This is a genomic window from Kitasatospora sp. NPDC086801, from assembly GCF_044745805.1.
Taxonomy (GTDB): Bacteria; Actinomycetota; Actinomycetes; order Streptomycetales; family Streptomycetaceae; genus Kitasatospora.
On record NZ_JBIVAX010000001.1, the window covers coordinates 130,279 to 149,332 of the forward strand.

Consider the following 19,054-nt stretch of genomic DNA (forward strand, 5'->3'; position numbering starts at 1 on the left):
GCGGGCGCCAAGTCGGTCATCGACACCTCGGTCGATTCCGCGTCGCGCCCGGGATCCGTCAGTACTTTGCGTCCGCCAGCGCCGCAGCCGCACTCCGGATGTCACTGGCAGCCGAGCTCAGCGACGACGGCAGATCAGCCAACCGCGAGAGGGCGCTGGCGGCGTTCGCGAGCAGTGGGGCACTGTCCTGGAGGTGGCTCAGGTCACGGCTGGCCTCATGCAGCCACGGGGCATTGTCCTGAAGGTGCTGCAGCCCGTTGCTGGCCTCGTGAAGCATCCAAGCCGTGTCCTCGGAGACCCCCAGTCGGCTGCCGCGCAGCACCTCCAGGTCCGACCTGAGGACCTTCATCAGGGATGCCAGTTCTGGCATCTCCTTTGCGATGCTCCCCAGAAGGGGACCGATCCGCTCGACGTACGCTTCCTGCGCTTCGTAGATCATCTCCACCAGCCGCGCCTCGGTCAGACCGCTCAGTCCCGCCAGGGCGTCTCGTCCGTCCGCCTCACGAACACGCTTCCACTCCTCCAGGATCTCCACCGTGTAGCTCTCTCCGCCTGCCCCGTCGACCCGCTTGTGGTGCACGTTGCACAGCAACAACAAGTTGGCGAAGCTGTTCCTCTGCTCCAGGGTCCACGTCGCGTCGAACCGCTTCCCCTCCGGCTTGAGGGCTCGGATGTGCGCGATGTCGAGATTCAGCATCGGCTCCCCGTCGATGACGCGTACGGTCGGGGCCCCACAGCGCGGCGCGTAACACCCACCTCGGGCCAGGGTCATCAGCGCGGCCACGGTGGCGTTGCTGTAGTTCCGACGCAGCTGCTCGGCCATGGGGCATTCCTCCTCGTCGAGATGAACTCCGCCTCGCACGGTAGAGGACGCCTCCGACAACGCGCCTTAAAAACACGGAAGTTGATCCCCAAAGGCTTACACCCGATGAAACGCCCGGCTTTACTCGGAGGCCCTGTGGTAGTTGGTGTCCGCCGGAATCCCTATTGCGCGGCCCGAGCTGCCGCTCGGACGCAGTAGCGCGGGTCAGCCGAAAGCAGCTCTGTGATTCCCTTGGCCGGCAGAGATCCTTCGCAGCTGGCTTTGGCAGCCGACTGAGCGAGGATGAGACGCACCCGATAGTCGGGGTCCTTGGTGAGGTTCACCGCCGTGTCATAGAAACGGCCAAGATCCCTCAGACACAGAAGCGCGCTGACTTGGCGCACGGCGACGTACTGATGCGTAGCCAGAAGGCTAGCGTCAACTCGTCGTGCCTCGTCCTTCGGGAGCCAGTTCAGGACCCTGGCCGCTGCCTGAAGGTCATCAGCGCTGTCCGTACTCAACATCGAAATGGCCTGATCGCGCACCCAAGCGTGATCGACAGGCGCCTCCGCTGCAGCGCTGGCCAGAACCAACGCCTCCCCCCGCAGCGACGCACTCCCAAACGAGATCCTGAAGAAGCCGAGTGGATGCGGCGCTCCGCTCAGCTCGTCCAGATAGCTGCCGTCATGCGCCCCACCCACAAAGCTCTGAGCCGTGCGAAATGCGCGCTGCCTCACCGTGAGGGGTGCGTCGAACAGCAAGTTGCGAGCGGCGGTGAGCGCTTCCTTCCTGTTCAAGGCGACCTCGTTGGCGTCGGCTGCGATCTCCAGGACCTTGGTCAGACATGCGCCACGATCCGCCTGGTGGAGCTTGCTCACCAGATAAGAGTCAGTAGTCAGGTTGGTTCCGAACGACGCGCTTCCCGGCTGGGGACACGGCCTTTGGAGGATACGGTCGCGGGCCTGCTCTGCTCGGCTGCGCACCAGAGAGTGGTCGGGGTCGATCCGAGCATGGGCGACATCGGCGTGGGAAATGCCCAACTGGTCAAGTTCGCTGACCCTCTGCCGAAGCCGCACCTTATCCTCTTCGCCCAGGAAGGACTGGCCATCCGCCAGCATGCCGCAGACATTTCCATCGGCCAGTAGCCGATTGGCCTTGTCGACGGATCTCTCCGCAAGATCGAACAGGCGGGTGAGTGCCTGCGCGGCAAGGCTCGGATGGGCAACCGCAATGGCGTAACACGCAGACGCATGGCCGTCGTCAGAGTCTCGGTACCGGTTCGGTTCGCGCGGCACGTCGGGAGCGAGAAGGTCGAGAACGGCCTGAGCCTGTGCTGGTGTCCCGCGGGCAGCAAGGACGCACGCACTCTGCGTCGCCTGGCGGGTGAGCTCGCCGAGAGGCGACTCTGCCAGTTCGCCTGCCCTGCCACGCACAGCCAAGGCTGTCATCTCATCAAGGAAGATCCCTGCAGCATCGTCCCTGATGAGATCAGCCTGTACCTCCAAAAGGCAGGCTTGCGTCTCCATGACCCACCATGGGCCCTGGTTAATCGGTCCCATCGTCAACGGCAAATCACCGACTGCCGCCGCAAGCTTCTTTGCCTTGCTGGTCTCGCCAGCACGCATGTAGTACATGGCGGCCAGCACGGGTTCCTGATTTTCACAGTAGAGGTCACCCAGGAACTCCAACGCCTCTATCTCGCCCGCCCAGTCTGCTGTGATCACGGTGTCAGTGAGCCAGCGCAGCGCGCACTGGGCCGCCTCGCTCGGCCGATCTGCCTTCAAGGCCGAAAGGGCGTGCTCGCGGGGAGGTCGCGCCCGCTCCAGAAGGCACCCCGTTCCCGTCGCGCGCAGTGCTTGGGCCAGACGATGCTCATCATCGATATTCGACAACCACGGACCATAGCGGACATTTACCGCCCGAATGGCATATAGCCACTCGGCGGCTTCTTCGGTCAACCCGGCGTGGATACCGTCATGCACCCCATTTCGCCAGCCTTCGACGGCTTCCTCGGGCTGCCCCTCGAGTGCACACCGACGAGCCTCTCGGGCCTGGACCAGAGCAGCATGCCGCCCCGACATCTGATGGCGACGGGCTTCCCACAGCAATTGGGTCCGCTCGGTAGCGTCATAAGCTGCGCGGACCAGCCGCAGTCGTAGAACCGTGTCCAGGCCAGGGCGAACAGGCTCTGACTGAGCGGCAGTTATCGCTTCCCTAACCAGCGGGTCCAGTTCCTGAAGGCGCTCTGGGTCCGTAGCTAGACGATTCTCGGCCAGCAGAAGTACCAGGAGTGGTTGATATGCGGGCTTCACTGGCGATGCGATCTCGAGCGCACTCTGGAGTGCGCTGAAGTCGCCAAGGGGGTGAAAGGCGCTGATGACCGCCGCGCTCAACAGCTGGGAGTGGCGCCGGGTGTGGGGTGAATGCTCGGTTCCAGCTGACTCTGCCTGGCCTGCCAGCTTCTCCAACAGGGCAGTCAGCTCTCTCGATTCGTGCCACTCACCCCGATTCAGTGCGGTGACGGCCAACTGCGCGGCGAGTTCAGCCGCCTCGTCAGGGCGGCCAGCCAACTGCAGCGCATCGACTTGCTTGCCACGCAGCACCCCACCGTGCCCGCGGAAGCCCGCTTCATCGAGCTGCCTCGCGAGATCAGCGTACGCACGCGCAGCTTCTTCCGGGTTCGTTGACCGTTGCTCTTCCGCCTGGCGAAGCGCTGGTGCGACATCATCGGTCCGAAGAGGGCCGATGAGGATCCTCAATGCCTGTTCCTGTCGATCCAGCGGCGGAACTGGTACCCCTGGCAAGGGCGCCCCCGTGCAGAACTGTACGGCCGTCTCCCGAGTCCAGAACTGGGCGACCACGTCGCCGTGCGGGCGCAACAGGTCATTGATCTGTTCGGCGCCCCACAGCTCCAACTCCAGGTCCGGGTGTTCGCTCCGGAGCCGCCCCAGTTCGTCGGCCACCTGAGTCGTCTGGGTCGAGGCGGAGGTCGCGACAATCAGGCAGTGGGCGTCGAACGGGCGCCTGCCCGTGGTGAACGTCTCGACTGCCGCACGGAGGTCCGCGGCCGTGAAGACCTGGTATTCCTTGCACTGGACTACCGTGTACTGGTCGTCAGGTTCACGGCCGGCCAGGTCAATACCGTGCTGTGCTTGTCCCTGGACCCCGTATCGCCGGAACTTGGCGCCTCGCAGACCCAGCGAGCGATTCGCCACGGCCAGGACAAGCCTTTCGAAACGATCCCACCCAATGTGAAGATCGAGGTCCTCTCCAGGCGGGACGTTGCCTGGTCCACCAGGACCAGGCGGGGTGCTCAAGACGGGGTCGGTCCGGACCGGCTCCCAGCGTCCGTCCACGAACGAATCTTGCTCAGGCATAAGGCTCAGTGTGACAGCCAGGTCTGACAGCTCCGGGAGCGTGAACCGACAGTCAGAGCTTCTGCCGAGGAGGGCACATCGACGGCACGGCGCTGAAGACAGCCTCGATCGCCGCCCTCGTGGTGTCCTCCTCGTCCGGCCATAGGTGGGTGTAGGTGTTCAGCGTGATCGACGGCTTGGCGTGGCCGAGCCGCTTCTGCACCGTCTTGACGCTCTCGCGGTGCTTGATCAGCACCGAGGCGTAGAAGTGCCGGAGGTCGTGCATCGTCGCGTCGTCCGGCACCTGGCGGAGCGTCGGCTCCGCGTCGTCCGGCCGGCCACGGCGCTCCCAGCTCTTGAGTGCGCCCTCGTGCTGCTTCCGCAGGGCCTTGTCGGCGACTCGCACGAGGTTCTCCCAGACCGCCGCCCAGGCCGCGCGGCGGATCGCCTCACCTCGTTCGTTGGTGAAGACGAGCAGCGCCTTCCGGCGCTTACACTTGCCGGGGCGCGGGTCGGTGCGGTCCTCGATATCGACCCGGCGGGCCGGGTACTTCTCCAGGTGTGCCGCCAGCGCGTCCATCGCGGGCTTGGCCACCGGGACCGTCCGGTGGCTCTCGTGGGTCTTGGGTGGCGCGAGGTAGGGCTCACCCCGATCGGGGCCGACCACCTGTTGCTTCACCTGGACCGTGCCGCGCTTGAAGTCGATGTGCGCCAGCTCAAGCCCGAACAGCTCGCCCTGCCGCAGCCCCGAGGCCGCCGCCAGGAGCAGTAGCACCCGGTACCAGCCTGGGGCCGCGTCGACCAGGGCCGCCACGACCTCGACGGCGAGCGGCACTATCTCCTTGCGCGGCGGAGGCGGCAGTTTCACCCCCTTCGTCGGGTTGAACGGGATCTGGCGATCCAGCTCCGCGACGCGAAAGATCGCGGTCACGTAGCTGTAGTGCACCCGCAGGGTCGACGGCGCCAGCACCTTCGAGCGGTCCTTGACCCACGCCTGGATGTCCGAGGTCTTGACGCCCGCGATGGCCCCGTCGCCGAGGATCGGGTAGATGTGCAGGCGAAGAGCCCGGTCGACGCGCTCGATGGTGCTCGACCCGTGGACGGCGCTCGCGCGCCACCGCTCGCCGACCTCGCGGAACGTCTCCTTGCCGAGGGCGGGGTCGATGTAGGCACCGCGGTTGAGGTCGTTGTCGAGGCGGGAAGCCTCCGCGTCGGCATCGGCCCGCCGGGCGAAGTTGAGCTTGCGCTGCTCGCCGCTGGGGTCGCGGTAGCGGACCTGCCAGCGCTTGCCCTTGCCGTGGTCGGCGGTGGGGTACTTGCCCTTGTGCTCGCCGCAGGGCTTGTCGGTGGGGCGCGGGTGGGTCTTGTGCCAGGTATCGTAAACGGTCGCCATTCGGCTCCTCTGGTCGGGGACATGGGAAGGCGCGGCCTTCGGCCGGCGGGTGAGGTGGGAAAGTCGCGCCAAGACGACCTGATTGCCGCGTAAGCCGCTGAAAAGAAACGCGCACAGAGCCCGCTCTCGGGCGGGTGTTGGATATTGATCGCCCGGCGGCCTTTTGTCAAGTATGGAGTCCCAAGAGGATTCATCCGTTTCCGATCGTCCCGATAGTGACGGATCGTCTCAGGCGGTCGACCTGCGTCGACAGGCCGGCCGAACCCGCTGCAAAAAACAGGGCTGCCCGCCTGTGACAGGGCCTCACAGCGATCCCTCTGTGTGCCGCTTTGCCAGGCACAGCGCTCCCCGACCGGGTAGCCAGAGAGCCAGCTCGGGGCCTTTTTAGGTTGCGAGCCGGGGTGCGTGGAGAATTCCCCGCACGCCGCTCCTCGGGCAAGGCTTAGCCCTCGCCCGAGGTGTCCGACAGGCAGGACCGAGTCCTTTTTAGGTTTTCGGCCGCGCCGCGTGCAGACTCCTCCCCGCGCAGAAACGCGCCGGGCTCCTTATGGGCCTTGCCGATCTGCCGGAATTCCCCATCCCCTACCCTCTGGAGACCTCTTTGCCGAAGAATTCCCATGCCGCCCTCGATCGTCGTCCGCTGGCCAGTGCAGAGGAGCTCGCCGCGTACCTCGGCGTCCCGCTGCAGACCGTGTACGCCTGGCGACACCGTCGCCAGGGCCCTGTGGCGATCAAGGTCGGCCGGCACCTGCGGTACCGCTGGGTGGAGGTGGAAGCCTGGCTCGACGGCCAGAGCACCGACCAGGCGGCCTGATGCCGCCCCCGTCTCACTCGCCTGAGGAAGCCGGCAATCCCCTCCTCGCCCTCCTACCCCCCGAGCGGTGCGACCGGTTCGCCGTTGCAGCGCAGTCTGGAGTCCCTCATCACCTCCACGTCCCACCTGTCCAACCTTCCTGCCGTTGCGGCCTCGTGCCCGCCGGTCGCCAAGCCGGGCCACCCCGACGTCCGCGTGACTCACCAGCCGCTCCTGGCGCCCACGGCCTGTGGAGAGCCTGCAGCCGCCGAAGGCGCGGCCAACGATCTACCGGCTACGGACTCAGTTCCGGACGTGCCGGAGTCGCCGGGTGCCTCGCTGCTGGCGGAGCTGCACGCCCATGTCCGCCGGTACGCGATCCCGCCTTCGGCGGAGGCGCTCGACGCAGTCACGCTGTGGGCCGCCGCGACGCACCTGCAGGCGGTTTGGCACCACGCCCCGCGCCTGGCGATCGTCGCTCCGGCCCGGCGGTGCGGGAAGTCCCGCCTGCTGGACGTCCTGGTCGAGACCGTCCACGACCCTCTGATCACGGTCAACACCAGTGCGGCGGCGGTCTACCGCACGATCAGCGAGCGGCCCCGGACCCTGCTGGTCGACGAGGTCGACACCATCTTCGGCAACCCCAGGACCGCCGAGAAGTACGAGGACCTACGGGGTCTGCTGAACGCCGGGCACCAGCGCAATCGCCCGGTCACCCGGGCGGTCGGCACCGACCACCAGGCCCGCGAGTTCGAGACGTTCGCCATGGCCGCCCTGGCCGGGATCGGCGATCTCCCCGACACGATCATGGACCGGTCGATCGTGATCCGCATGCGCCGCCGCGCAGACGGCGAGATCGTCGCGCCACTGCGGGACCGCCGCGACGGTGTCCTGCTGCGGGAGACCCGCGCCAAGCTCTCCCTCTGGGCCTCCCAGGTCCACAAGCAGGCCCAGACCCTCGAACCGGACATGCCGGTCGAGGACCGGGCCGCCGACACCTGGGAACCCCTGGTCGCGGTCGCCGACCTTGCCGGCGGCTCCTGGCCACGCCGGGCCCGGCAAGCGTGCGTGCGTATGGTCGCCGCCGAGGAGGAGATCGAGGAGGACGGCTGCGGCGGAGCGAGGATCCTCGCCGACATCCGCCGGATCTTCTTCGCCCACGGCGACCCGGACAGTCTGTCCACCATCGCGATCCTCGCCGCGCTGAACGACGACCCCGAGGCGCCTTGGGGCGAGCACGGACGCGGCGGGCTCACGGCCCGTCCGCTCTCCGAGCTGCTGAAGGACTACCAGATCTCCTCGGCCAACATCCGCCTGCCCGATGGCACCCAGCGCAAGGGCTACACCTTCAACAAGTTCGCCGACTCCTGGCGCCGCTACTGCCCCAAGATCCACCCCCTGCCTGACCTCACCCGCCGGAAGCGGTAGACGCCGTCCCCGCCCTCGCAGCCCATGCCCCGTAAGCCGTCACGGGGACGGCACTGCCCCGCCGCCCGTCGCACCGTCCGTCCCCTCACCCTTCTGTCGCCCTGGCATCGAGTACGCCACCAGGACGGTGGCGGGACGGACCGGTGAGGCAACAGGCCAAGTGGGGCAAGGCCGTGGACGGCCAAGACGGATGCGACGGCCTGCCGCCACCAACACCCCCGACCACCCCGAGGAGAACCGCCACCCGCATGCCCCACGTCCTAACAAGCCGTGCCGCTCGCGCCCGCCGTGTAACCGTCTGGGACTACGCCGCCATCGGTCTACTCGCCGCCGCCGGCTTCGCCCTCTCCTACGACGCCCTACGCCAGATGGCCCTCGCCATCCACATCCGCGACCAGCTGACCTACCTGTTCCCGCTCATCATTGACGGGTTCGTCGCCTACAGCGTCCGCGCCCTGCTACTCCTGCGCGCCGCCCCGCTCACCGCCCGCGCTTACGTCTGGCTGCTGTTCGGCGCCTCCACTGCCGCCAGCATCTGGGCCAACACCCTCCACGCCGTGCGCCTCAACCAGCAGACCCTCACCGCCACCGGGCACCTGCACCTGAGCGACACCTCCGTCTGCATCCTGTCCGCCATCTCCCCGCTCGCCCTCGCCGGAGCCGTCCACCTCGGCATCCACACCACCCGCCACACCCGGTCGGCCGTCCAACCGGACGGCGAAGCGCCGGTCCCCATCACGACCCCCGTCCCCGTCCCCGCTCCCGGCAGCGAACAGTCCCCGGAAGACGAACGGTCCGCCGGACCGGACCAGACCGGTCCGGACGGGCAAACCAAACCGGACCGGACGGCGGACGGAACGGCCGTGCCGATGCCGCCTGTGACCGGACCGGACGAGGACAGCCGCCTGGCACCGGCCCCGGACGGACAGTTCCGCTCGGGCCGTCTGTTCGGTGATGCGGACCACCCGTGGACGGAACCGGACCAGGCGGAGCAGGTTCGGACCGACGACACTGCGGATGGCGAAGCCGCAGGCCAGAGGCCGAGCGGAATACCCGGACGGTCCCCGGACTCCAGGCCCGCCGGCCGTCCGCCGGGCGCGTCTCTGGACGAACTGGCCGACATCGCCGTCCGGACGTGGACCGACACTGGGCGGCTGAGCCGGTCCGTCGTCCGGGACGCGGCCCGCGCCCAGTGCCTCACCCTGTCCGACGAACGCCTCACCACGGTCATGAAGATGGTCCGTCCGGACGGACCGGACGACGACGGACCCGCAACCGGCATCTGATCCGCGCACTTCCGCGCACCCCGGGTGCCTCGCCCGTCCCCGTCCCGCGAGGCACCCGGTTCCCCTCCCCGCAGCCCGTCCCCGTCCGGTCCGGTCCCGCCCGCCCGCCCGCCGTCCCGGTCCGTCCCAGGAGTCTCCTCTGACAAACCACCAGCATGACCCCGAGCACGCCGACAGCTCCGACACCGACCTGGATGCGCTCCTCAACTCGCCCACTCTCAGCGGTGATCAGCGTCGGGCGTCCGAACCGACCGCCCCTGGCGCAGCAAGCTATCGCGTGGGACCGCCCCACGGGCAGGCCCACGCAACCCCCTCGCCGATCGGCGAGGGGGAGCCGGGGGGGGGGGGGGGGGGGGGGGGGGGGGGGGGGCCCGCCCGCGCGCGCCCGGGCGGGGGGGGGGGGGCGGGGGGGGGGGGGCGCGGGCGCCCCCCCCCCCCCCCCCCCCCCCCGGCCACCCGGCACCAGGGGGTGCCGGGTGAGGTTGAGGAAAGCCGCGACAGCCCTGAGCACCTCCCTTCGAGTACTCCCGCGCGCCAGCCACGTCGCCGCCACCGCGACCCGCAGCAGCGCCCGCACCGTGTGACCGTCCGATACAACGCCGCCGAGTACGAAGAGATCCGCCGCGCCGCCGCCAGCCGCACCCAGACCGTCTCGCGTTTCTGCGCGACCAGCAGTCTGAACGACGCCCGCGGCCTCAGCGCGGGCGATCCTCAAGACCGACTCGACCGCGTAGTCGACGAACTGGCCAACTCCCGCGCCCAACTGGCCCGGGTCGGCAACAACCTGAACCAGATCTCCTTCGCCCTCCACGCCAACGGCTTCCACCGCCCCGCCGAGCTCGACGTGACCCTTCGCCTCGTCCGGCTCGCGGTCTCCCAGGTCGACGCCACCGCAGCCAACCTCGTTGGCGGGTAGGGAAGCCAGGGCAGTTGATGTCGATTCGATGTAGTTCTGGCTGGTTGGGAACATTTCCGCACAGGGTCGTCTTGTGTCGGTTCCCACCGGCCAGAACCCCTGGAGGCGCCCGTGCCCGATCCCACCGACACCGACTGGACCTCCGACCGTCCCGTGATCCGTGCCGTCCCTCACCCGGGCGCGCTCGACCAGCGCGGCATCACCATCACCTGCCCGAAGTGCGACGCCACCCGCGATTGGCTCCTCCTGAACGTGCGTGCCCAGGTCTTCGTCCGCTGCCGCTGCACCGCCGAATGGCATGAGCCCGGCCTCACCCGCGCCTACTTCGACGAGCACTTCACCGTCCCCGAGCGCGAGTGGGCCGACTTCGACGCCGCCATGCGGGCCCTCGCGTTCGACGGCCTCCTCGCTGGCTCCATGTGGGATTGACGGCTCACTCTGCGCGAAATAGACGAAGCCCGGCTGACGCACAGGTCAGCCGGGCTTCGGGCTACTGGCTCTCACTCCACCTGGCGGCCGAGCACGGCGGAGATCGCGCGCTGGTGGACAAGGCCGGTGCGGACGAGACGGGCTGCCGGTGTCGAGCAGTCGACGATGGTGAGGTGGTTGGCGGCCGGCGAGACTCCTCCGTCGAGGATGACGGTCGCCTTGACGCCGGTGGAGTCCAGGAAGCGCTGGACCTCCCCGATGGTGATCGCGGGGCCGGGTGCGTCGACTCCCGCGTCGCCCGAGATATTGACGGTCGTCGCCGCCACTGGCGTTCGGGCCACCGCCGCGAGGGCGCCGAGTGGACCCGACGAGTTGGTGGCGAGGGCCGGCGACCCGACTGCGGGGTGCCGCGCCCCGACGTCCACGCTCTGCCAGGGAAGGAGCATGGCGAGGTCGCCGGGCCAGAAGGCGGCGGCCAGTTGCCTGGCCTCGGGGTGGATGACGAACTGCTTCTCGCACTCCTCCAGGGAGGGGGTGACGAGTACGAGGGACTTGGCGCGTGGCCGCTGCTTGCCGTCGAAGATGCTGTTGCAGGCGGCCAGGTTCGTGGCGTCGGCGCAGATCATGTACCAGCGCTCAGTGGGCACGATGACGAGTTCCCCGGCTTCCAGCGCGCGGGCGGCGGCGTTGAGTTGTTCTGGTGGAATCGGTCGCACAGGTATCCCTCCATCTTGGGAGTGAGTGGACGGGCCGGATCGAGTTCCGGCCCTGCTGGGCGTTCACGCGGGTCGCGATAGCCCCTGGTAGTCGAGCCACGGGTCCTGCAGCGCCTGGAGCTGCCGCCGTCCGTGGCCGGGGTGTTCGACCCGGAAGTACACCATGATCCGTGGCTCCGGGCTGAGGTTGCGGCCAACGGCGTGGGGGACGAGGTGGTGCATCAGCAGCAGGTCGCCCGGCTGGCCGAGGAACGGGATGCCGGCGTGGGCGTCGATGTCGGGCGGGACCTGCTCGGTGATGCCGAGCGCCCACTGGGTGCGGAACCACTCGGCCATGGCCAAGTGCCCGCCCGGTTGGTAGCGCAGGGCCCCGCCCCGCGGGTCGGTGATGTCGGACAGCACGACGCCGACCAGCAGCGAAAAGGTCCGCAGCTCGTCGGGGTCGAGGTGCGGGCAGGCGACGCCGTCCACGTGCATCGCCTTCTCCGGTTGGGCCTGTTCGAGTTGGGCCTCGGGAATGCGGATCTGGACCTGCACAGTGGAGATGGGTCGAACGGTGCCGAGCAGGTCTTGGGCGAGCTCGACGGCCGGGGACGCTGAGAAGAGCGCGAGCAGGTCGGGGTGGCTTCCGAGCTCCGGCGCGAAGGTCCGCTGCGTGTAGGCGCTGATGAGCTCGGGGTTCATCGACTCGCGGTACCAGTCGGTGACCAGTTCACGGGCTCGGACGATCTGGTCGTCGGGGACGGCGCCGCGCCTGACGAGCAGGCCGTCGCGCATGAAGGCGTGCTTCTCTGCGGCGGTGAGGGCCACGGGATCTCCTGGAGGGCATGGGGCGGTTACGGGCTGGGGTTGGTGAGGTGGGTGAGCACGTGGCCGGCCGCATCGAGGGCGCTGTCGAGGATGGCTCGGCCGGCGCCGGCGGTTGCCCGGCGCGGGTCGCCTCCGATGACGCCGCAGGTGGCGATGGTGGTGTCGTCGGAGGTCCACGGCCAGGTAGTGCCGCGGTCCAGGACGAGCCGCTTCGCCTCGGCGCCGCTGCCGGTGAAGTCCGTTGGAAGGCTGTCGAGATGGACGTCCTCGGGCGCGAGTTCGAGCATCATGGCCGTCTCACGGATGCCGGCGTGGATCTCCGGGACGGTCTCGCCGCCGGCCTGAACAGCGGACAGCGAGGCCGGGTGGATGACACAGACGGGGAAGGCCTGCGTTCGCCTCAGCTCGTGGAGGGCAGGCTCCAGGATTCCTCGGTTGCCGCCGTGGCCGTTGATGATCAGGAGCCTTCGCGCAGGGGTCGCCTGCAGGTGCTCCGTGACCACGGCGTTGAGCAGGGACATGAAGCTCGCGATCCGTAGCGACACGGTTCCCGGCGACCAGGCGTGTTCGAGCGAGAGCCCGTACGGGATGGCCGGCAACGCCCACAGGTCGTGCTGTTCGCCGTACCGCTGGACCAGCAGGTCGGTGAACCGCTCCGCGATCACGGTGTCCGTGTTGAGCGGCAGGTGGGGACCGTGCTGCTCGTGGGAGCCGAGGGGCAGGCAGAGCACGGATTCGGTGGTGAGGTCGGTCAGGACCGCGGGTGCGGCCAGCCGCCCGTACCGGCGGGCTGCTGGGCCGTCTGCTCGTATCACTCGGTGCCCCGCCGGCCGATGCGGATGAGGAACTCGTTGTCCTCCGGGAAGACGTCCTCGGTGCTGTGCTGGGCGAGGGCGGTCTCCACAGCGGCCTCGAACTCGTCGAGGCGGCCTCCGAAGAGGTGCGGTGCAGCGAAGCTCGTGGAGTAGAGGTAGCCGAGGATGCTGTTGGTGCTCCACGTCCGGTGGACGGGCACCCGGATCTCTTCGACCCGGTTGAAGGGCGACTCCTCCATGATCTCGCTGTAGGGCCGGTTGTGGTGCTTGAAGGTGCTGTTGCCAGCCCGCCGTTCCTCACCGAGGAAGCTCTGGACGACCGCACGCACGGACTGCTTCCAGGGGCTGTCGGCGGCCCAGAAGCTGTTGTCGCCGAAGATGGCGACGGCGCCGCCGACGGCGACCTGGTCGTCGAGGAGCGCGAGGACGGTGGCCTGGTCGAGCCAGTGGAAGGCCCGGCAGATCGTGACGAGGTCGGCCTGCCACCCGGTCGGGGGCTTGAAGTCCTCCGCCGTCGACTCGATGAGCGACAGGCGGGCCCCGTCAGGGAGTTGGGGTTGGAGGGCCTCCTCGGCGGCCTTGAGCATGTCGGTGTCATTGTCGATGGCGATGATGTCGTCGAACCGGCCGAGGAGGGCCTCGGCGACCAGCCCGGTGCCGGTGCCGATGTCCAGGAGCCGGCGCGGCTTGCCAGAGGCGACGGCCTGGTCGAGGACGGTCGCGACCTCCTCGGGGATCCCCGGGCGGTACTGGCGGTAGTAGCTGGCGGTGCCGGTGAACAGGCTCATGGGTTCCTCAGATCGAGTAGCTGGCGAACGTGCTGGACTGCGTCGGCGAGATCGTGGGCGACGAGCACATCGTGTTCAACGAGGACGTGCGCATCGGGGACCGTACGGCCGTGGGAGAGCCAGACGGCGGCGAATCCGGCGGCAGTGGCACCGCGGATGTCGCATTCCCAGTCGTCGCCGACATGGACCATGGTCGTGGCTGATACCTGGTGAGCGTTGGCGACGGTCCAGAATGCGCGGCAGTCGGGCTTGGCGAACCCGGTGCGGCAGGACGGGAAGTGGGCACTGACCCATGGGGAGAGGAGCGCGAGGAGCCGGTCGGGATCGGCCTCGGTGCAGGTCACGTTCGAGAGCGTGACCACCGTGGCGCTGTCACTGAGTTGCTGAAGGGCCTCGACGGCTCCGGGGAAGAGGATGAGCGGGGAGACGGGCACATCCGTTGGGAAGTCCGACTGCTTGATGCCCAGTTCCGCGCAGACCTGCTGGATCACGGCGTCGGTGATCTCCGGGGCGGTGTGCAGGACGTCCCGCATCACGCGCCGGGCCTGCTTCGGGCCGAGCGGCGAGACGGCGGCGAGCCTGGCCGCCAGGCCGGGGCCCTGCGCGTTTCCGAGGGTTCCCCCGATGTCCAGGCTGACCAGCCGACTGACTGCTCCACTCATGCGGCCTCACCCCCGACCGGGGGCAGGGCGGAGACGATGGCGGCGATCCGCGCCGTACGGATCTGGGCGGTGGTGGCCTCACCGAGGAAGGTCAGCGCGTACCGCAGCTCGGCCGCGTCGAGCACGTCCAGGTCGCGGCTGCCGGCCTGGGCGGCGTCGGCCAGGTCAGCGGGGACCACGCGCGGGCGAAGCCCGTGCGGGAGGTGGAGGATTCCGGCCCAGACCGGGCTGGGCGCCTCAATCGTGTCCAGCGGTCGGAGCACGGTGACGTCGTCGAGGGTGAAGATCCGTACGGCTGCGGTCCCTTGGCCGAGGTCAAGGATGCCGGAGAGGAAGGTGTCGTGTCCGTCGAGTCGTCGGTCCAGGACGAGGAGCAGGCCGTGTTCGTCGTGACGGGTTGTCCCTTGGACAGGAAAGGTGCCGATGGTTCGGGTCATCGCAGTCTCCGGGGTTGGGTTCCGAGTCCGGGGGCTTCGGGGGCGGGAAGCAGGCCGTTCTTGGGTATCCAGGGCTCGGCGTAGAGAAGTTGGCGGCGCGGTTCCCACTGGCGTCGGTACTCGACGGCCGGGACGTCGTCGGGGAAGGCGGCGGCGAGGTGGATGCCGGGCACCATCGAGCGGCCATGTGGGTAGACGGGGACACCGGCCTCGCGAACGCTCGTGGTGATCTCGACCGCACGGGTGAGGCCGCCACAGCCGACCACGTCGATGGTCAGCGCGGTGGGCCGAGTGAAGTCCAGGAGGGCGTCCAGGCCCTCGTCGGGTCGCAGGCGCTCACCGACCGCAATCGGCACGCCGGCAGCGGCCAGCTGGCCGTAGACGCGTAGGTAGTGCTCCGGCAGCGGGTCCTCCAGCCAGGCCAGCATCGGCTGATCGAGGCGGCCGGCGACAGCAGCAGCGAGCTGCGGACTCCACGTGCCCACCGCGTCGACGGCGAAGGGCTCGCTGATGACCGCCGCAGCATCAGCCAGTGCCGCGACCAGATTCCTGGCCTCGGCAGCGACGCTCGTACCCGGGCGCCGACGGAGTCCCCACTTGGTGAAGGCCCAGCCCTCTTCGAGAACCTGGGTCACCGCACCGTGGCTGGCGGGGCCGCTGAGATCCAGACGGAGCCAGGAGGCGTACGCCGGTACGGCCTGCGTCCTCCGTCCTGGTGCCAGGAGATCGGCCACCGGTTTGCCGACCAGGCGGCCGTGGATGTCCCACACCGCGCAGTCGATCGCTCCGACTGCCCAGTCCGAGACCTCTGGTGCGGCTGTCCGTATGCGCGGTCGGAGGCCGTGGTGATCGAGCAGCGAGGCTCCTACTACTACGGGGCCGATCGCTTCCACTGCTCGGCCGACCGTCGTGCTCACAGGCCCGTACCAGCCGGTCTGCCCAGCGCTGTGGACCGCGACGAAGACGCTGTCGTCCCCAGCCTCCGTTGTGCCGCCGACCGGCACCGTCTCCACCTTGTCGATGAGCGGCTCCGTCATTGCGCGGCCTCCAGCCTGGCTGTCAGCCGACCAGCCGCCCGGAACAATCCGGCGGTGTCCAGGCCAAGCTCGCGCGCGAGGGCGTCCTGCGACATCGGTCCCGGCGGCTCGCGCCAGCCGATCACCTCAACCGGCCGCCGCAGGCGCCCCGCCAGTAACCCCCACACGGCTGCCGGGTGCCCGAGCGTGACGACCAGGACAGCGGAGCGCTCGCCCAAGTAGTGATCGACCTCGGCGTCGGTCAGGCCCTTGGGCCAACGCCCAGGATCGCCGAGAACGGTGAGGTCGAGAACGCCCACGACGCGGATTCGGCAGCCCAGTCGGTCGCGGAGTACCGGCTCTGCCGTCGTGACGGCTTCGGCCGGCAGGTCTCCCGCCACGACGATGGTGAGGTCAGGATCCTCCTCATCGCTCAGGTGCGGCCAGATCGCGAGCCCGCGTGCCAGTTCCTCCTCGACGGTCTCAAGCGGAAGCCGCAGTTCGGTGTGCTTGCCCGCAATCAGGACGTTGACGCGGCCCGTCGAGTTCAGCGCCGCGTCGAGCGCGGTGGCCGTCCGCTGCGTGTCGGCCGGAACCAGTACGGTCACCGCAGGGTCCTCCGACGCTAGCAGGGCCGTGGCGAGCGACGGATCGCCGTGGGTAAAGACGTTGTGCCACCCGTACGAGGTCAGCAGCAGATTGAGGCTCGGGGATGCCTTCTCCTCGGCGAGGCGACGGTGCTTGAGGTGGCCGACGATCCCGGCGGTGAGGAGCGGGGCGAATGCCTCGTAGGACACCAGGACGCCGCGTCGACCGCTGCTGATCCAACCGGACAGCCAGCCGAGGAGCACCTCCTCGGCCAGTACCTCGGACACCCAGGGCTCGTCCCGCAGTGCTCCGAGGCGGTTCGAGGACAGCTCGTCCGGGCTGAAGACCCGGAAGCCCCCGGCCGTGGCATGCCTGCGGAGAACACTGCCTACTGCCTCACCGAAGCGGGCGGCCCTGCGGAGAACGACCCGCTTCGGCTCCTCACGGGTCGGGCGTCCAGGGCCGACCCCAGAGTGCCACGCGGCAGACCCCAGGGCCTCGGCCAGAGCACCGATCGGCTGGCCATCGTGGTCGAAGAGCTCCGCGGGCTGGTACGACGCCAACCACCTTTCCAGCTGGCCGCGCTGGGCTTCGATCTGGCGGGCCTCATCAAGTGGCGTCTTGTGCGCTGCGGCCGTCCCGAGCACCTGCCGCCCGTCGACCGCCTCCGGTCCGCTCCAGCCCTTCACGCAGCGGAGAAACACAGCCGCCCGCGAGCCGTCATCGACCTCATCGGCGGACGCCGCCAGGGCATCCCGGAACGCCTGGTGCTCATCGGCGCTGGCCGCCGACACGTGCACCACCCGGCCTCGCCACCCGAGACCGGCCGCGTATGCAACGAGCTCGGCGTCGCTCATTGCCCCCAGCAGCGACCGGTCACCCATACGGAACCCGTTGACGTGGACGATTGGTAGGACAGCGCTCCCCTGCAGAGCCCGGGCCGCAAGCCACGACGCCGCCGTCGTGGGGGTCTCGCACTCCCCGTCGCCGACGATGGGCACCACGACCCGCCCGGGCACGTCGAGCGCCATGCCATGGCTGAACGCGAGCGCGCCACCGAGGCACCCGCCGGGCGCCGCTCCCGCCGGCAGCAGCGGATGGGTTTCCGCACCGAGACCGTCGACGTCAGGGAAGTCCCGGGCCAGCCGCCTGAGCCCGGCCGCATCGCGGGAGTACTGAGGGCGTACGACTGCCAGCTCGCCGGTGAGCCAGACGTAGGCGAGCTGGACCACCCCCGCGTGGCCGGCGCCGATCACCGGAACCAGCTCACGGCCGGGCCCCAGCTCACCAGCAGCGAGAACCGTGTGGGCGAGGGCCCACGCCGTTCCAGGGACGGTGCCCCAGTGACCGGCGGGGCGAGGCTTGACGTAGCCGGCCTGGAGCGGCTCGGTCAGCAGTTGGTTGTCGTCGAGGTGCAGCAGCGCCACCGCGACGTAGGTGGCGGCCCTCCACAACGCGTCGGCCCGGTTCAACATGGCAGCACCAACTGCTCATCGCCGAACGTGAAGTACCACAGCGGCCGGTAGCACTCCCATGCCGCCGGGCGGAGGCCGGTCGGCCCGACGATGTCCTCGATGTCCCGGCGGGCCTGGAGGTAGTACTCCAGGGAGTCGGAGCCGCTGGCACGAAGGCCCGCCATGATGGCGTTGTGCGCCTGGTACACCTGGAAGTTGGGGAACTCGGTGACGAACGGCATCAGCTCGGCCACACCGGTCCGGAGGTCGGCGAGCCGGTCCAGGCCGACGATGTAGGTGAACGAGGTCGCGTGGCCGGCTCCCATCGCCCGCCGCAGGACCCTGGGCATCTCCTCGGTGGTGAGCGTCGCCTTGCTCGCTTTGAGGAGCAGGTCCCTCCGGCTGAAGCATTCGGCGGTAAGCCGCAGCACGAACGGGGCGACGCGCTCCGCCAGTTCCGCGAACGCCTCGCTCGTGCGGATGACCGAGGTGAGGAACCCGATCCGAGCGCCGATCCCGTGGGCAGCGAGCACGTCACGCAGTCCTATCAGATGGTCGACGGCCGCCCGCTCCCGCTCGAAGCAGCCGGTCGACACGGTGACCTCACGGAGTTCAGCCAGGTTGTGGCGGGGGTGCTGCTCGACCATCGCGGCCAGCAGTTCGGCCAGCTCCCGCTCCTCCGAGAGACGGGGATCGGCGGCGGCCTCCAGGGTGTTCGGGCAGAACGAGCACCCCACACAGCGGCTCCGGGCGTTGGGGTTGAGCGTCGCGGCCCGCCCGTCGTCCCTGAAGTACCCGCCGACCGCCTCGTCGGCGGCGACGCGGTCGATGGAGCCGACAACGACGCCGCCCAGCGACAACTCGTCGCCGACCAGGTGGAACGGCGAAGCCTTTGCGTTGAGCGGGACGATCACCATCCAGGCGACGTCCGACCGGGTCGTGAGACGAACCGAGATCCGGGCGCGATGACGGCCGTGGGTGGAGGAGATCCCGAACAGGTTGATCGCGATGAGCAGGGCGTCCTCCACGGGCACGCCGTAGCGCTCCGCCATGCCCCTGACCGCCGGGAGGGTGAGGACCGCTGCGGGTTTGCTGCCGAGCGCTGTTTTCATGATCCACTCTCCGTCACTGGCTGGACCGGGCTTCGCTGCCCTGGTCGTCGTTCTCTGCTGGATCTGCCTCGCTCCCCTCCACTGGTCGGGGAGGATGAGCCCGTGTGGGCCTGCCGGTGTCCGTCCGGCAGGCCCACACGGTTCCTTCGCTCAGCGGCCGGGGTACGGCGGCTGCGGGGTCGGCGGTGCCGGCGGCGGTGGGGGCGGAGGAGGCGGAGGCTGGGGCGCCTGCAGGCGCACGATGGACGACATG

At 69.1% G+C, this 19,054-nt stretch carries 17 protein-coding genes; 5 read left to right on the forward strand and 12 right to left on the reverse strand.

What is annotated here, in order from left to right; translation table 11 throughout:
• Nucleotides 1–58: 58 nt before the first annotated feature.
• The 3 genes from ACIPLC_RS00640 to ACIPLC_RS00650 all read right to left on the reverse strand — a co-directional run bounded on the left by ACIPLC_RS00640 (nt 59) and on the right by ACIPLC_RS00650 (nt 5,551).
• Nucleotides 59–823: a hypothetical protein gene (locus ACIPLC_RS00640; RefSeq protein WP_400469260.1), complete on the reverse strand. Its 765-nt coding sequence runs from the start codon at nt 821–823 to the stop codon at nt 59–61.
• Nucleotides 824–984: 161 nt separating this feature from the next.
• The gene (locus ACIPLC_RS00645; RefSeq protein WP_400469263.1) at nt 985–4,017 is read right to left on the reverse strand and encodes a hypothetical protein; all 3,033 of its coding nucleotides are present in this window, start codon (nt 4,015–4,017) and stop codon (nt 985–987) included.
• Nucleotides 4,018–4,231: 214 nt separating this feature from the next.
• Complete coding sequence (locus tag ACIPLC_RS00650; protein WP_400469266.1) at nt 4,232–5,551, reverse strand: tyrosine-type recombinase/integrase; 1,320 nt, start codon at nt 5,549–5,551, stop codon at nt 4,232–4,234.
• Nucleotides 5,552–6,152: 601 nt separating this feature from the next.
• Between ACIPLC_RS00650 and ACIPLC_RS00655 the strand changes: the two genes are divergently transcribed.
• The 5 genes from ACIPLC_RS00655 (at nt 6,153) to ACIPLC_RS00675 (ending at nt 10,403) form a co-directional block, all read left to right on the forward strand.
• The gene (locus tag ACIPLC_RS00655) at nt 6,153–6,365 is read left to right on the forward strand and encodes a helix-turn-helix transcriptional regulator (RefSeq protein ID WP_400469269.1); all 213 of its coding nucleotides are present in this window, start codon (nt 6,153–6,155) and stop codon (nt 6,363–6,365) included.
• A 195-nt stretch (nt 6,366–6,560) separates the two neighbouring features.
• Complete coding sequence (locus tag ACIPLC_RS00660; protein ID WP_400469272.1) at nt 6,561–7,772, forward strand: DUF3631 domain-containing protein; 1,212 nt, start codon at nt 6,561–6,563, stop codon at nt 7,770–7,772.
• Between the two features lie 248 nt (nt 7,773–8,020).
• Nucleotides 8,021–9,058, forward strand: coding sequence for a DUF2637 domain-containing protein (locus ACIPLC_RS00665; protein WP_400469275.1), 1,038 nt, complete (start codon nt 8,021–8,023; stop codon nt 9,056–9,058).
• 469 nt (nt 9,059–9,527) lie between these two features.
• The gene (locus ACIPLC_RS00670; RefSeq protein WP_400469278.1) at nt 9,528–9,974 is read left to right on the forward strand and encodes a plasmid mobilization protein; all 447 of its coding nucleotides are present in this window, start codon (nt 9,528–9,530) and stop codon (nt 9,972–9,974) included.
• A gap of 111 nt (nt 9,975–10,085) precedes the next feature.
• Nucleotides 10,086–10,403: a hypothetical protein gene (locus ACIPLC_RS00675; RefSeq protein ID WP_400469281.1), complete on the forward strand. Its 318-nt coding sequence runs from the start codon at nt 10,086–10,088 to the stop codon at nt 10,401–10,403.
• A gap of 71 nt (nt 10,404–10,474) precedes the next feature.
• Here ACIPLC_RS00675 and ACIPLC_RS00680 read toward each other — a convergent pair whose 3' ends face one another.
• The 9 genes from ACIPLC_RS00680 to ACIPLC_RS00720 form a co-directional block, all read right to left on the reverse strand.
• Nucleotides 10,475–11,119, reverse strand: coding sequence for an L-threonylcarbamoyladenylate synthase (locus ACIPLC_RS00680; protein WP_400469284.1), 645 nt, complete (start codon nt 11,117–11,119; stop codon nt 10,475–10,477).
• 63 nt (nt 11,120–11,182) lie between these two features.
• Nucleotides 11,183–11,929 (reverse strand): phytanoyl-CoA dioxygenase family protein, encoded by a 747-nt coding sequence (locus ACIPLC_RS00685; protein ID WP_400469287.1) that lies wholly within the window; start codon nt 11,927–11,929, stop codon nt 11,183–11,185.
• Between the two features lie 26 nt (nt 11,930–11,955).
• Nucleotides 11,956–12,744, reverse strand: a complete 789-nt coding sequence (locus ACIPLC_RS00690) for a creatininase family protein (protein WP_400469290.1) — start codon at nt 12,742–12,744, stop codon at nt 11,956–11,958.
• Entirely contained in the window at nt 12,741–13,532 is a 792-nt protein-coding gene (locus tag ACIPLC_RS00695; RefSeq protein WP_400469293.1) for a class I SAM-dependent methyltransferase, read from the reverse strand. Before ACIPLC_RS00695 ends, ACIPLC_RS00690 begins: the two co-directional genes overlap by 4 nt.
• Nucleotides 13,529–14,194: an HAD family hydrolase gene (locus tag ACIPLC_RS00700; protein ID WP_400469296.1), complete on the reverse strand. Its 666-nt coding sequence runs from the start codon at nt 14,192–14,194 to the stop codon at nt 13,529–13,531. Before ACIPLC_RS00700 ends, ACIPLC_RS00695 begins: the two co-directional genes overlap by 4 nt.
• Nucleotides 14,191–14,631, reverse strand: a complete 441-nt coding sequence (locus ACIPLC_RS00705) for a hypothetical protein (RefSeq protein ID WP_400469299.1) — start codon at nt 14,629–14,631, stop codon at nt 14,191–14,193. Before ACIPLC_RS00705 ends, ACIPLC_RS00700 begins: the two co-directional genes overlap by 4 nt.
• On the reverse strand, nt 14,628–15,668 hold the full coding sequence (locus ACIPLC_RS00710) for an enolase C-terminal domain-like protein (protein ID WP_400469302.1): 1,041 nt from the start codon (nt 15,666–15,668) through the stop codon (nt 14,628–14,630). The genes ACIPLC_RS00705 and ACIPLC_RS00710 overlap by 4 nt, the downstream gene beginning before the upstream one ends.
• Nucleotides 15,665–17,710, reverse strand: a complete 2,046-nt coding sequence (locus ACIPLC_RS00715) for a hypothetical protein (RefSeq protein WP_400469305.1) — start codon at nt 17,708–17,710, stop codon at nt 15,665–15,667. Before ACIPLC_RS00715 ends, ACIPLC_RS00710 begins: the two co-directional genes overlap by 4 nt.
• Entirely contained in the window at nt 17,704–18,801 is a 1,098-nt protein-coding gene (locus tag ACIPLC_RS00720; protein ID WP_400469307.1) for a hypothetical protein, read from the reverse strand. The genes ACIPLC_RS00715 and ACIPLC_RS00720 overlap by 7 nt, the downstream gene beginning before the upstream one ends.
• Nucleotides 18,802–19,054 lie beyond the last annotated feature (253 nt).

Bases quoted from the DNA above. Each gene is read 5' to 3' on its own strand.
- ACIPLC_RS00640 (WP_400469260.1), bottom strand. From the start codon at position 823: ATGGCCGAGCAGCTGCGTCGGAACTACAGCAACGCCACCGTGGCCGCG.
- ACIPLC_RS00650 (WP_400469266.1), bottom strand. From the start codon at position 5,551: ATGGCGACCGTTTACGATACCTGGCACAAGACCCACCCGCGCCCCACC.
- ACIPLC_RS00665 (WP_400469275.1), top strand. From the start codon at position 8,021: ATGCCCCACGTCCTAACAAGCCGTGCCGCTCGCGCCCGCCGTGTAACC.
- ACIPLC_RS00695 (WP_400469293.1), bottom strand. From the start codon at position 13,532: ATGAGCCTGTTCACCGGCACCGCCAGCTACTACCGCCAGTACCGCCCG.
- ACIPLC_RS00700 (WP_400469296.1), bottom strand. From the start codon at position 14,194: ATGAGTGGAGCAGTCAGTCGGCTGGTCAGCCTGGACATCGGGGGAACC.
- ACIPLC_RS00705 (WP_400469299.1), bottom strand. From the start codon at position 14,631: ATGACCCGAACCATCGGCACCTTTCCTGTCCAAGGGACAACCCGTCAC.
- ACIPLC_RS00710 (WP_400469302.1), bottom strand. From the start codon at position 15,668: ATGACGGAGCCGCTCATCGACAAGGTGGAGACGGTGCCGGTCGGCGGC.
- ACIPLC_RS00715 (WP_400469305.1), bottom strand. From the start codon at position 17,710: ATGTTGAACCGGGCCGACGCGTTGTGGAGGGCCGCCACCTACGTCGCG.
- ACIPLC_RS00720 (WP_400469307.1), bottom strand. From the start codon at position 18,801: ATGAAAACAGCGCTCGGCAGCAAACCCGCAGCGGTCCTCACCCTCCCG.